Origin of the sequence: Sanguibacter sp. HDW7 (genome assembly GCF_011300875.1) — a bacterium.
Lineage (GTDB): Bacteria > Actinomycetota > Actinomycetes > Actinomycetales > Cellulomonadaceae > Flavimobilis.
Genome location: NZ_CP049862.1, coordinates 2399392 through 2412436, shown reverse-complemented (window position 1 = coordinate 2412436; position 13045 = coordinate 2399392). Strand labels below are relative to the sequence as shown.

The following is a 13045-nucleotide window of genomic DNA, read 5'->3' as shown; positions in this document are numbered from 1 at the left end:
GAGAGGCATCGCGCGGCCGCCGATTGTGGGCATCGGGGCAGGTCGCACGACGCGGAGCGCCCGGTGCCGCTACGCTGTGCGCGTGACCCAGGGGGCACGAACATCGACGAGAGGGACATCGTGACCGAACCGAACCAGCCCAACCCGTACGGCCAGCAGCCCTACCCGCAGGAGGGTGCGCCGCAGCAGGCCTACGGACAGCCGTACGCGCAGCAGCCCGCGCAGGCCTACGGACAGCCGACCGGCCCGGGTCGGCAGGCTTTCGCGCCCGACGGCACGCCCGCGAGCGACAAGACGATCCTCATCGCGTTCCTCCTCGCGTTCTTCCTCGGCTACCTCGGGATCCACCGCTTCTACGTCGGGAAGATCGGCACGGGAATCCTCATGATCCTCACCGTCGGTGGCTTCGGTATCTGGCAGCTCATCGACGTCATCATGCTTGCCGTCGGCGCCTTCAAGGACAAGGACGGCCGCAAGCTCGTCAACTGGACCTGACCCGTCCCGCACGACGCACGGCGCCGTCCCGCACACGCGGGGCGGCGCCGTGCGTCGTCCGCGGACGCCGTTGTCCGCCGGGACCGACCGTGGTTAACCTGCACCGTGACCCGCACTCCCGCACCGCCCCGCACCACCCCCCTCGTCGACCTCGGCGGGCGCAGCCCGTGGAGCATCCTGCCGCCGCTGTGCCTCGGGTTCTTCGTCATCATGGTCGACACGACGATCGTCAACATCGCGGTCCCGACGTTGCAGGCCGCGTTCGACGCGACGCTCACGACAGTCGGCTGGGTCAACAGCGCCTACCTCCTGTCGTTCGCGGTGCTGCTGCTCGTCACGGGCAGGCTCGGCGACCGCTTCGGGCCGCGGCCGGTCTTCGTCTGGGGGCTCGTCGTCTTCACGCTCTCGTCCCTCGCGTGCGGCCTCTCGGGGCTCACGGGGTCGATCGAGCTGCTCGTCGCGGCCCGCGCCGTCCAGGGCGTCGGGTCCGCACTCATGACACCCCAGACGATGGCGATGATCACGCGCGTCTTCCCCGCCGCGAAGCGCGGCGCGGCGATGGGCATCTGGGGGTCGGTCGCCGGCGTCGCGACGATCACGGGACCGCTCCTTGGCGGGCTCTTCGTCGAGACCCTCGGCTGGGAGTGGATCTTCTACGTCAACATCCCCGTCGGCATCGTCGCGCTCGTCCTCGCGCTGCGCACCCTGCCGAACCTTCCCACGCACACGCGCTCGTTCGACTCCGTGGGTGTCGTCCTGTCGGTCGTGGGACTCTTCCTCCTCGTCTTCGGCATCCAGGAGGGTGCGTCCTTCGACTGGGGCACCGTCGTCGGGCCCGTCACCGTGTGGTGGATCATCGGGGCGGGCGTGCTCGTCACGGCCGCATTCATCCTGTGGCAGCAGCGACGCGGGGCCGACGCCCTCCTGCCGCTGTCGCTCTTCACCCACCGGACCTTCGCGCTGTCCAACGTCGCGGGCGCGGTGTCGTCCTTCGCGATGATCGGCATCTTCTTCCCCCTGACGCTGTTCCTCCAGCAGGTGCTCGGACTGAGCCCGCTGCACGCCGCGCTCGTCAACCTGCCGGGCTCGCTGCTCTCGGGCGTCGTCGCCCCCTTCGCGGGACGCCTGTCCGACCGCGTCCCCGGCAAGTGGGTCGTCGCCGCGGGCTTCGCCTTCCTCGCGACCTCGGTCGCGTGGGTCGCGCTCGTCGTCGAGCCCGGGGTCGCGGTGTGGCACATCTACCTGCCGATGGTGCTCTTCGGGATCGGGACCGGACTGGTCTTCTCGCCGCTCGCCGCGCTCGCGACGTCGGGCCTCGCTCCCGAGACCGCCGGAGCCGGCGCGGGTGCCTTCAACATGAACCGGCAGGTCGGAGGCGTCATCGGCTCCGCGGTCATCGTCGCGACGCTCACCTCGCGTCTCGCGGTCGAGATCCCTGCGGCCGTCGCGGCCTCGGCCGCGCGCCTGCCCGAGGCCGCACGCGGCGTGCTCGCGCGGGTCGCGGGCGACGGTGCCGGCGGGCTGGGTGCGGCAGGGTCGCTCGACATTCCCGCGGACGTCCCGGCCGACGTCGCGGCCCAGGTGCGCGAGGCGTTCACGGGCGCGGTCCACGCGGGCTTCGCGACGGCCGTCGGGCAGACGATGATGCTCGCCGCAGGCGTGCTCGTCATCGGCCTGCTCGCTGCGCTCGCGATGGAGAAGCGGCAGCACTGAGCCGGGCCCTGTCAGGCTGGGCCGCGCCCCGTCAGGGGTGGTGCTGCGCGCGCTGGGCGCGGGTGCTGAGGATCACCGTCGCGAGGATCCCGAGCACGACGCCCAGCAGGGTGTCGGCGACCCGCTCGAGGGGGAGGCCCGCGCCGCCCGACGGCGCCGCGAGCTCGCTGACGAGCAGCGCCATCGGGGTGACGGTGAGCTGGCCGAGCGCGTAGCTGCGTCCGATCGTCACCTCTGTGACGACCTGGAGGACCGCGACGACGACGACCGTGGGCCAGAAGTCGAGGCCGAGCGACAGGAGCCCCGCCGCGACGAGCGCGCCGCCCGCCGTGCCGAGCGCGCGCTGCAGGGCGCGGTCGACGTGGAGCTGCAGGTGCGTGCCCTGGAGGACGGCGGCGGCGCCGATCGCGGCCCAGGCCGCGTGCTGGGCGCCGGCCGCGAACGCGACGAGTCCCGCCGCGGTCGCGCCGACGAGGACGCGCACGCCCGTCGCCACGATCGCGCGGCCGTCGGGGACGTCCGGGAGCGGCGCTCCCGGGGGCGCCGGGGGGACCAGGACGCGAGGCCGCAGCCGATCGGTCACGACGACGAGGACGACCGCGAGCAGCGCCCCCGAGATCCCGGCGAGGGTGCGCTGGCCGACGTCGGCGAGGCTCCCGACGGGGCCGAGGCTCGCACCGGCGCCGAACACGACGATCGTCGCGCCGGGCGCGCCGATGCCGAGGTACACCATGACGGCGGTCGACGCTCCGGCGACGATCCCGACGACGACGAGCGGGACGACGAGCGGGACCGCGAGCCCGGACGAGCAGAGCACCGCGACGCTCGTCACGGCGATCGCCCCGACCATGAGCAGACCGACGACCCCGAGTACGCGAAGACGCGCCCGCAGCGGGTCGAAACGTCCGTAGAGGGTCGTCATCGCGCCGAGCGCCGCGAACCCGGCGAGCGTCGGCCACGGCGAGAGGTGCGTGAGGCCGAGTGCGAGGAGCGCCCCGAGGCCTGCCTGGAGCCCGGCGGCGAGGTGGACCCGGCGTGCGCGCGCCGGCTGGAGCCGCAGCGCCCCACGCAGCTGTCGGTGGTCGAGCGCGGCCCGTGCGTGCGCGATCCGGCCGGGGACCGGCGGCACGTCAGGGGCGTCGGCGCCCTCGGCGGGCGTGAGGTGAGGCTGCTCGTCGTCGTCGTGCGTGGGCGTGGTTCCGTCCAGGAGGGTCGCGCGGGGGACATCCGATCTTACGTCCGCCTCGTTGAGGCCCCGCTGGGGCCGTCCCCGACGACGCCGGCCCCGGACGCCGTGGGGCGTCCGGGGCCGGGTGCGGTGCCGCGTGGCTCAGGCCTGCGGCGGACGGGTCATGCTCATGACGTCGAGCGCCTCGTCGAGCTGCGCCTCGGTGACCTCGCCACGCTCGACGAAGCCGAGGTCGACGACGGCCTGACGGACCGTGACGCCCGCCTTGACGGCGTGCTTGGCGACCTTTGCCGCGGCCTCGTAGCCGATGACGCGGTTGAGCGGCGTGACGATCGACGGCGACGACTCGGCGAGCGCGCGCGCCCGCTCGACGTTCGCCGTGATGCCCGCGACAGTGCGGTCCGCGAGGACGCGCGACGAGCTCGCGAGCAGGCGGATCGACTCGAGGATCGCCGACGCGATGACGGGGATCTGCACGTTGAGCTCGAACGAGCCCGACGCACCGGCCCAGGCGACCGTCGCGTCGTTGCCGATGACGCGCGCGGCCACCATGAGCACGGCCTCCGGCACGACGGGGTTGACCTTGCCCGGCATGATCGACGAGCCGGGCTGCAGGTCGGGGATGAAGATCTCGCCGAGGCCCGTGTTGGGGCCCGAGCCCATCCAGCGGATGTCGTTGCAGATCTTCGTGAGGGAGACCGCGATCGTGCGCAGCGCGCCCGAGAGCTCGACGAGGCCGTCGCGGGCAGACTGCGCCTCGAAGTGGTCGCGCGCCTCGGTGAGCGGCAGGCCCGTGTCCTCGACGAGGAGCGCGATGACGCGCTGCGGGAAGCCCGCGGGCGTGTTGATGCCCGTGCCGACGGCCGTGCCGCCGAGGGGGACCTCCGCTGCGCGGGGGAGGGCCGCCTCAAGGCGCTCGACGCCGTAGCGGATCGCGGCCGCGTAGCCGCCGAACTCCTGGCCGAGCGTCACGGGCGTCGCGTCCATGAGGTGCGTGCGGCCGGACTTCACGACGTCCGCGAACTCGGCAGCCTTCGCGCCGAGGACGTCCGCAAGGTGCGTGAGCGCGGGGACGAGGTCGAGGACGACGCCCGCGGTCGCGGCGACGTGCGCCGACGTCGGGAAGACGTCGTTCGACGACTGCGACGCGTTGACGTGGTCGTTCGGGTGCACCTCGCGGCCGAGGTGGCGGGTCGCGAGCGTCGCGAGGACCTCGTTCGTGTTCATGTTCGACGACGTGCCCGAGCCGGTCTGGTAGACGTCGACCGGGAAGTGGGCGTCGTGCGCACCCGTCGCGACCTCGTCGGCCGCTGCGACGATCGCGTCCGCGACGTCCTGGGGAAGCACGCCGAGCTCGGCGTTCGCGCGGGCCGCGGCCTTCTTGATGCGCGCGAGGGCCTCGATGTGGCCGCGCTCGAGCGCGGAGCCGGAGATCGGGAAGTTCTCGACGGCGCGCTGCGTCTGCGCCCGGTAGAGGGCGGCGGCGGGGACCCGGACCTCGCCCATCGTGTCGTGCTCGATGCGGAAGTCGGCGTCCTGGGCAGAGTTCGGCGCGGCGCCGACGGCGTTGTCAGTCATGGGTCCATCGTGCCGCACGGTGGCGGTCGGTATCGACCCGGCCGGTGCGGAGTGGGACCCAGGTCACACCTGCCGACGGGGCGCTCGCCCTGCGGCGTGCGCCCCGTCGGTGGGTCAGTGCGCGACCGGCTCCTCGCCGACGTCGCCCTTGACCGAGAGGAGCGTCGCCCGGCCGTCGGCAAGCGTGTACTCGACGCCGACGATCGCGACGGTGCCCGCGTCGACCTCGGCCTTGATGGCGGCCGAGTAGCCGTAGAGCTGGTCGACCGTGTGACGGACGTGCTGGCGGCGCAGCGTGTCGGGGTCGAGGATGTCGACGCCCTCGCCGGTCGCGCCGACGATCGAGGGGATGACCCGGTCGACGACCGCGCGGACGAAGCCGTCGGTCTGCTCGCCCGTCGCGAGGGTGTGCGCGGCGGCGGCGATCGCGCCGCACGAGTCGTGCGCGAGCACGACGATGAGCTGGGCGTCGAGGATGCCGATGCCGTACTCGATCGAGCCGATGACGGTCGTGTCGAGCACGTGGCCCGCGGTGCGGACGACGAACGCGTCGCCCAGGCCCTGGTCGAAGATGATCTCGGCAGCGACACGGGAGTCGGAGCAGCCGAAGATCACCGTGAACGGGTTCTGCGCGACGGCGAGCTCCGCGCGTCGGGCGGCGCCCTGGGACGGATGGAGCATCGCGTCCGACACGAAGCGGGCGTTGCCCGCCTTGAGGGCGGCCCACGCGGCGGCGGGCGAGTCGACGGGCTGGGGCACAGGGTTCGTCGTCATGACCGCATTGTGCTCCCGGGTGGCGTCGGGCGCAGGTGCGTCCACGAGATGACCGCACGTCAGGATGCCCGGGCACGTCCGGGCGTCGGTGCGTTCAGACCTCGCCGTCGAGCTCCGTGAGTCGTGGCGGGTTCGCACCTGTGCGGGACGCCGTGATGGCGGCCGCGCGCACGGCGCGCGTGAGGACCTCCGTGAGCACGTCCGTGGGGATCGCGCGCAGCTCCGCACGCCGCGCCGCACCGAGCAGGTCGTGCGCCCACAGGCCGTCGAGCAGCGTTCCCATGAACGCGTCGCCCGCGCCGACCGTGTCAGCGACCTCGACGGGGGTCGCGGGGACGTCGACGCGGCCCGTCGACGCCCACGCGCTCGCGCCCTCCGCGCCCTGCGAGAGGACGACGACGGCACCCGACCGCTTGTGCCACAGCGCGGCCGAGACCTCCGGGGCGCGATGCGGGTAGAGCCACGCGAGACCCGTGCGGGAGACCTTGACGACGTCCGCGAGCATGAGGAACCGCTCGACGGCGGGCGCGGCGGTGAGCGGATGGCCGAGGACGGCCGGCCGCACGTTGGGGTCGTACGTGATCGTCGACGACCGCCGCTGCACCGCGAGAAGGTCCGCGACCATGTCCGCGCCGGGAGCGAGCGCGGTCGCGAGCGAGCCGGTGTGGACGACGAGCGTGGACGGGTCGACGTCGACCGACGACGGCAGCCGCCACTCGAGCTCGAAGTCGTAGCTCGCGATGCCTCGATGGTCGAGGGTCGCGATCGCGAGCGAGGTCTCGGGCGCACCCGTCGACCCCGGGTGGAGGTCGACGCGCGACCCCTCGAGCCAGCGGCGGACCATCGCGCCGTACGCGTCCTCGCCGATCCACGTGAGCAGGTCGACCTGGCGCGCGAGCCGACCGAGCGTCAGCGCGACGTTCGCAGGGCTGCCACCCGGGCGCTCGTCGACGGTGCCGTCACGGCGACGGACGACGTCGATGAGCGCCTCGCCGACGACGAGCGCACGTCCGGTCGTCGACGACCGCGCAGGACCGTGGGGGCTCACGCCTCGTCACCGGCGTTCTCGCGGCCCGCACGGGTCGCGGCGTCGAGACGCTCGCGGGCGCCGTCGAGCCACTCCTGGCAACGCGCGGCGAGGGCCTCGCCACGCTCCCAGAGCGCGAGGCTCCCCTCGAGGGTCTCGCCGCCGGCCTCGAGGCGGGCGACGACCTGGACGAGCTCGTCGCGGGCCTGCTCGTAGGAGAGGTCGGCGACGTCGGGAAGCGGGGTCTCGGGCACGGGTCTACGGTAGCGGCAGCCGCCGACATCCGCGGAAAGCGTGTGCCCCGCGGGCCGTGCGCGTGCCACGCTTGAACCATGAGCGAGCACGAGCACGTGGCAACCGGGTGGGACGAGGTGGCGCAGGCGCTGCGCGAGATGGCTGCCCGCGACAGGTTCTCCGGGGTCGTCGTCGTCGAGGGACCCGACGGACCCTGGCTGCGCCTCGCCCTCGGAACCGCCGACCATGCCGCGGGGCGGCCCGTGACGTTCGCCGACCGATTCGGCACCGCGAGCGTCTCGAAGATGCTCACGGCCGCCGCCGTGCTCGACGCGTCCGTCGCCGGCCTGCTCGACCTCGACGACCTCGTCACGGACCTCCTGCCCGCCGCGCGTCGTCCCCGCACGCTCGACCCGCGCGTCACCGTCCGTCACCTGCTCACGCACACCTCGGGCATCGGCGACTACGCCGAGGAGGACGACACGCTGGACGGCTACGTCCCCGACTACGCGGCGCTGTGGCGCACGACCCCGTCCGTGACGATGGAACGGCCCGACGACTTCCTGCCGCTCTACGCCGACCTGCCGGCCGTCGCCGAGCCCGGCGAGGGGTTCCACTACTGCAACAGCGGCTACGTGCTGCTCGCCGCACTGCTCGAGGAGGTCACCGGTGACAGGTTCACCGACCGCGTGACCGAGCGCGTCCTGCGGCCCACGGGCATGACGTCGAGCGGCTACCTGCGGCTCGACGAGGCGCACCCCGACGTCGCGACCGGCTACCTGCCCCGCCGCCGCGACGCGTCGTGGCGCTCGAACGTCCTGTCCGTGCCTGTCGTCGGCGGGGGTGACGGCGGCTGCTTGCTCACTGCCGACGACGCGACACGATTCGCCCGCGCCCTCGGCGACGGCACGCTCCTCGGCGGTGAGGTCGCACGGCTCATGCGTACGGTGGGCCCGCGCATCGACGTCGACGCCTCGATGGGCCACGGCGTCTACGTCCTCGAGGACGGCGCGCTCGGGCACGACGGCGGCGACCCGGGTGTCGAGGCGTACGTGCGCTACGACGTGCCGACGGACGCGACCGTCGTCATCCTCTGCAACGGCGAGGGCATGCTCGACGGCGCGTGGCGGGCGGTGCGGGCGGCGCTGCGCGGATAGGACCCCGGGCGGGCTCGGATCTCCGTCCGACGGCGCTCCGCCACGTGTGCTGCGTGCGTGGCTCAGCGAGCCTCGGCCGCGACCTCGCCGTCCGCGAGGCGCACGCGCAGCGCGTCGCCCGCCGTCACCTGGCCGGGCTCGCGCAGCACGGAGCCGTCGGCGAGCTGGACGACCGCGTACCCGCGCTCGAGCACGGCGGCGGGGGAGAGCGCCCGCACCTGCGCGCGCAGGGTCGCTACCTCCGCGCCGCCGCGCAGCAGCGCCGTGCCGAACGCGGTGCGGCCGCGCTCGCGGGCCCGGGCGACATCGGCCTCGCGTGCGTCGACCATCGACGTCGGCCGGGCCAGCGCGGGGCGTGAGCGCACCTGCTCGAGCCCGCGCTCCTCGCGGTCGAGCAGCGCGCGTACCGCGAGCGTCGCGCGCTGACGCGACTGTCGGAGCCGCAGCCGTTCCTCGGCGACGTCGGGCACGATGCGCTTGGCCGCGTCCGTCGGCGTCGACGCGCGGTAGTCGGCGACGAGGTCGAGCAGCGGCGCGTCGGTCTCGTGGCCGATCGCGGAGACGAGCGGCGTGCGGCACGCGGCCGCGGCCCGCACGAGCGCCTCGTTGGAGAACGGCAGGAGGTCCTCGACCGCGCCGCCACCGCGCGCGACGACGACGACCTCGACGTCGTCCATCGCGTCAAGCTCGGCGATCGCGGCGCTCACCTGGTGCACCGCGTCCTTGCCCTGCACCGCGACCTCGCGGATCTCGAAGCGCACCTGAGGCCAGCGGGCGCGCGCGTTGACGACGACGTCGTGCTCGGCCTTCGACTCCCGCCCGCACACGAGCCCGACGACCCGCGGCAGGAACGGCAGCGGACGCTTGCGGCTCTCGTCGAAGAGGCCCTCGGCCGCGAGGACCTTCTTGAGGTGCTCGATGCGGGCGAGCAGCTCGCCCGTGCCGACGGGGCGGATCTCGTCGGCCTGCATCTGGAACGAGCCGCGGCCCTTCCAGAACGTCGGGGTCGCGTGGACGACGACGTGCGCGCCCTCGGTGAGCGGCACCTGCTGCTTGGCGAGGACGTTCGCGTACATCGCGACGGGCAGCGAGACGTCGGCGTCGGTGTCACGCAGCGTGAGGAAGGCCATCGATGCGCCGGGCCGGCGGTTGAGCTGGACGACCTGCCCCTCGACCCAGGTGGGGCTCATCCTGGCCATGTAGTCGGCGATCTTCTGCGAGAGCAGGCGGACGGGCCAGGGGTTCTCGGCGGTCGTGTCGAGGGCTCGCGCGGGAAGCGGGGCGCGCCCGGCCGGGCTCTGCTCGTCGGAGGTCACGCGCCCATCATGCCCGCCCCCACCGACATCCGACCCTTCTCTCTTGCACCCTTCAGCGACTCGTAGGTATGGAGCACAGTTCGATGGTGCTCCGGACCTACGAGTCGGGGTATCGGGGAGAGGGTGGGGAGGGTGGGGTGCGTCACGGCTCCGGGCTGGGGCCCTCACCTAGACTGGCCGGGTGACCACCTCCACTGCCTCGCCGGCCCCCGCGACCGACGCCCCGACGACCGGACGGGTCCTTCTCGCAGCGCCCCGCGGCTACTGCGCGGGCGTCGACCGCGCGGTCGTCGCCGTCGAGAAGGCCCTCGAGCACTACGGTGCTCCGATCTACGTGCGCAAGGAGATCGTGCACAACAAGTACGTCGTCGAGACCCTTGCCGACCGTGGCGCGATCTTCGTCGACGACACCGACGAGGTGCCCGAGGGCGCGCGCGTCGTGTTCTCGGCGCACGGCGTGTCCCCGGCGGTCCACGAGGCTGCTGCGGCGCGCTCGCTCGAGACGATCGACGCGACGTGCCCGCTCGTCACGAAGGTCCACAAGGAGGCTGTGAAGTTCGCGTCCGAGGACTACGACATCCTCCTCATCGGGCACGACGGCCACGAGGAGGTCGAGGGCACGGCGGGCGAGGCCCCCGAGCACATCCAGATCGTCAACTCGCCCGACGAGGTCGACAAGGTCGTCGTGCGCGACCCGAGCAAGGTCGTGTGGATCTCGCAGACGACGCTCTCGGTCGACGAGACGATGGAGACCGTGACGCGCCTGCGCGAGCGGTTCCCGACGCTCCAGGACCCGCCGAGCGACGACATCTGCTACGCGACGCAGAACCGTCAGGTGGCCGTGAAGAAGCTCGCGCCGCGCTGCGAGCTCGTCATCGTCGTGGGCTCGCGCAACTCGTCGAACTCGGTGCGCCTCATGGAGGTCGCCAAGGACGCGGGCGCGAACGACGCGCACCTCATCGACTACGCCAAGGAGATCGACCCGGCGTGGCTCGAGGGCGTGACGACGGTCGGCGTGACCTCGGGCGCGTCGGTGCCCGAGATCCTCGTCGAGGACGTCCTGCGCTTCCTCGCGGAGCGTGGCTACGGCGAGGTCGAGGAGGTCCGCACGGCGACGGAGGACCTCATGTTCTCGCTGCCGCGCGAGCTGCGTGGTGCGCTCAAGGCTGCAGGCCAGGGATCGGGTCGCCCGGAGCGTGAGGGGCGTCGCGCGCTCAAGGTCGACGCCGTCTGACAGGTACGTGCGCCGACGGCCGGTCACCCCCGCGGGGTGACCGGCCGTCGGCGTTGACGGGCAGCGCGTCAGTCGGGGAACACCCCGGTCGAGAGGTAGCGGTCGCCGCGGTCGGGCAGGACGACGACGATCGTGCCGTCCTCGACCTCGCGCGCGAGCCGCAGCGCGACGGCGGTCGCACCACCAGCGGAGACCCCCGCGAAGATGCCCTCGCGGGCGGCGAGCGCACGCGTCGTGTCCTCGGCGTCGCCCTGCGTGACCGTGCGGACCTCGTCGATGACGGAGGGGTCGTGGATCGCGGGCAGGTACTCGGCTGGCCAGGCGCGGATACCGGCGATGCGCGCACCCTCGGCGGGCTGGACGCCGATGACCTGCACGTCCGGGCTGCGCTCCTTGAGGTAGCGGCCCGCGCCGACGATCGTGCCGGTGGTTCCCATGGACGAGACGAGGTGGGTGACGCGTCCGCGCGTGGCCTCCCAGATCTCTGGGCCCGTCGTGCGGTGGTGGGCGTCGGGGTTGTCGGGGTTGGCGAACTGGTCGAGGACGACGCCCTCGCCGCGCGCGGCCATGCCGGCGACGAGGTCGCGGGCGTGCTCCATGCCGAGCGCGGGGTCGGTGAGGACGAGCTCGGCACCGTACGCGCGCATGGTGCGGATGCGCTCGACGGAGAGGTCGCCGGGCATGACGATGACCATGCGGTAGCCCTTGATGGCGGCGGCCATGGCGAGGGCGATGCCGGTGTTGCCGCTCGTCGCCTCGATGAGCGTGTCGCCGGTGCGGATCGTGCCTCGCTCCTCGGCGCGCTGGATCATGTTGAGCGCGGGGCGGTCCTTGACGGAGCCTGCGGGGTTGGTGCCCTCGAGCTTGGCCAGGACGACGGTGCCCGTCGCGGCGTCCTCGGCGAGGCGCTGCAGGCGCACGAGCGGGGTGCGTCCGACGGTGTCCTCGAGCGTGGGGTAGTCGGGCCCGGTCATGGAGTTCCTTCCGTCGGCGGTGCTCAGCCCAGGCTACGCACGTCCGCGGTGAGGCCGCCGCCGGTCGCGTCGTCGTCCCGCGTGGCGAGCACGGAGAGCAGCGGTGTCGCGGCCGGGGGTGCCTCGAGCTCGGCATCGGTGACGCCGAGGTCGCGGAACCGGCGGGCCGTGACGAGGACGCGGGACTCGAGCGAGCCGACGGCCTGGTTGTACGCGCCGGCCGCGGACTCGATCGCGCGGCCGACCTTGCCGAGGTGCCCCGAGAGGGTGCCGAGCCGCGTGTGGAGCTCGCGCCCGAGCGTGAGGACCTGCTGCGCGTTCTCGGCGAGCGTCTCCTCGCGCCACGCGTGCGCGACGGTCCGCAGGAGCGCGAGCAGCGTCATGGGTGTCGCGACGACGACGTTCCGGGAGAAGGCGTGCTCGACGAGCCCGCCGTCGGCCTCGAGCGCCGCATGGAGGAAGGGCTCGGCGGGGACGAAGAGCACGACGAACTCGGGCGACGGCGCGAGGTGCTCCCAGTAGCGCTTGCCGCCGAGCTCGTCGATGTGGCGCCGCACGGCGCGCGCGTGCGCGGCGAGGCGTTCGGTGCGCACCGCCGGATCGTCGCTCTCGCAGGCTTCGAGATAGGCGGAGAAGGGGACCTTCGCGTCGACGACGACGTTCTTGCCGCCCGCGAGCCGCACGACCATGTCGGGGCGCAGAGCCCCGTCGTCGGTGCGGACGTGGACCTGCTCGTCGAAGTCGACGCGGTCGACAAGCCCCGCGGCCTCGACGACGCGTCGCAGCTGGGTCTCACCCCAGCGGCCGCGGACGTCGCTCGTGCGCAGGGCCGCGACGAGCCGCCCGGTCTCCTGCCGCAGGAGCTCGGAGGACTCCCGCATGGCCCGCACCTGCTCGCCGAGGCTCGCGCTGCCCGCGAGGCGTGCGCGCTCGGCGGCCGTCACCTCGCCGCGGAGCTGGGCGAGCGTCGTCGCGATGGGGTCGACGAGCGCCCGCACCGACTCCTCGCGCCGCAGCATGTCGGCCTGCCCGGCGACCTGCGTCGTGCGCAGCCGCTGCTCGGCGAGGCCGAGGAACTGCTCCTGGCTCGAGGCGAGGGCCTCGGCGGCGAGCACACGGAAGCGGTCCTCGGCGTGCCGTCCCGCCTCAGCCTCGGCTGCGAGCCGTGCGGCACCCGCGCGCCGCTCGGACTCGAGCTCCGCCCCGAGCCGTTCGGCGCGCAGCGCATGCTCGCGGTCCGCGCGTGCACCACGCACGACCGCACCGAGGTAGCCGAGCACAGCACCCACGGCGAGCGCGGCGAGCAACGCGAGAAGAGCAGTCGGGTCGTCCATGCCACGACCCAAGCACGTGC

General features: G+C 73.4%; 12 protein-coding genes. 4 read left to right on the top strand and 8 right to left on the bottom strand.

Annotation, left to right across the window (positions count from 1 at the left end; genetic code table 11):
* The first annotated feature begins 120 nt into the window (after positions 1-120).
* Together G7063_RS15295 and G7063_RS11010 are read left to right on the top strand one after the other, a co-directional pair.
* Positions 121-495, top strand: coding sequence for a TM2 domain-containing protein (locus tag G7063_RS15295; protein WP_240916046.1), 375 nt, complete (start codon positions 121-123; stop codon positions 493-495).
* Positions 496-600: 105 nt separating this feature from the next.
* Positions 601-2208, top strand: a complete 1608-nt coding sequence (locus tag G7063_RS11010) for an MDR family MFS transporter (RefSeq protein WP_240916045.1) — start codon at positions 601-603, stop codon at positions 2206-2208.
* A 31-nt stretch (positions 2209-2239) separates the two neighbouring features.
* Here the strand turns inward: G7063_RS11010 and G7063_RS11005 are convergent, their stop codons facing one another.
* The 5 genes from G7063_RS11005 to G7063_RS10985 all read right to left on the bottom strand — a co-directional run bounded on the left by G7063_RS11005 (position 2240) and on the right by G7063_RS10985 (position 7030).
* Positions 2240-3337, bottom strand: coding sequence for an FUSC family protein (locus tag G7063_RS11005; RefSeq protein WP_166414433.1), 1098 nt, complete (start codon positions 3335-3337; stop codon positions 2240-2242).
* Between the two features lie 201 nt (positions 3338-3538).
* On the bottom strand, positions 3539-4975 hold the full coding sequence (locus G7063_RS11000) for a class II fumarate hydratase (protein ID WP_166414432.1): 1437 nt from the start codon (positions 4973-4975) through the stop codon (positions 3539-3541).
* Positions 4976-5089: 114 nt separating this feature from the next.
* Entirely contained in the window at positions 5090-5749 is a 660-nt protein-coding gene (locus G7063_RS10995; protein ID WP_166414431.1) for a carbonic anhydrase, read from the bottom strand.
* A 94-nt stretch (positions 5750-5843) separates the two neighbouring features.
* Entirely contained in the window at positions 5844-6797 is a 954-nt protein-coding gene (locus G7063_RS10990) for a carbohydrate kinase (RefSeq protein ID WP_166414430.1), read from the bottom strand.
* Positions 6794-7030 (bottom strand): exodeoxyribonuclease VII small subunit, encoded by a 237-nt coding sequence (locus G7063_RS10985; protein WP_166414429.1) that lies wholly within the window; start codon positions 7028-7030, stop codon positions 6794-6796. Before G7063_RS10985 ends, G7063_RS10990 begins: the two co-directional genes overlap by 4 nt.
* Before the next feature lie 78 nt (positions 7031-7108).
* Here G7063_RS10985 and G7063_RS10980 point away from each other — a divergent pair, with 78 nt between their 5' ends.
* Positions 7109-8167 carry a serine hydrolase gene (locus tag G7063_RS10980; protein WP_166414428.1) on the top strand — a complete coding sequence of 353 codons (1059 nt, stop codon included), beginning with the start codon at positions 7109-7111 and terminating at the stop codon, positions 8165-8167.
* A gap of 62 nt (positions 8168-8229) precedes the next feature.
* Here the strand turns inward: G7063_RS10980 and xseA are convergent, their stop codons facing one another.
* The gene (gene xseA, locus G7063_RS10975) at positions 8230-9483 is read right to left on the bottom strand and encodes an exodeoxyribonuclease VII large subunit (RefSeq protein ID WP_166414427.1); all 1254 of its coding nucleotides are present in this window, start codon (positions 9481-9483) and stop codon (positions 8230-8232) included.
* Between the two features lie 181 nt (positions 9484-9664).
* Between xseA and G7063_RS10970 the strand changes: the two genes are divergently transcribed.
* On the top strand, positions 9665-10717 hold the full coding sequence (locus G7063_RS10970) for a 4-hydroxy-3-methylbut-2-enyl diphosphate reductase (protein WP_166414426.1): 1053 nt from the start codon (positions 9665-9667) through the stop codon (positions 10715-10717).
* A gap of 68 nt (positions 10718-10785) precedes the next feature.
* On the opposite strand, the gene cysM is transcribed toward G7063_RS10970, so the two are convergent.
* Both cysM and G7063_RS10960 read right to left on the bottom strand, forming a co-directional pair.
* A complete protein-coding gene (cysM, locus tag G7063_RS10965; RefSeq protein WP_166414425.1) occupies positions 10786-11691 on the bottom strand; it encodes a cysteine synthase CysM in 906 nt (301 codons plus the stop codon).
* Positions 11692-11714: 23 nt separating this feature from the next.
* Positions 11715-13025: a DNA recombination protein RmuC gene (locus tag G7063_RS10960; protein ID WP_166414424.1), complete on the bottom strand. Its 1311-nt coding sequence runs from the start codon at positions 13023-13025 to the stop codon at positions 11715-11717.
* Positions 13026-13045 lie beyond the last annotated feature (20 nt).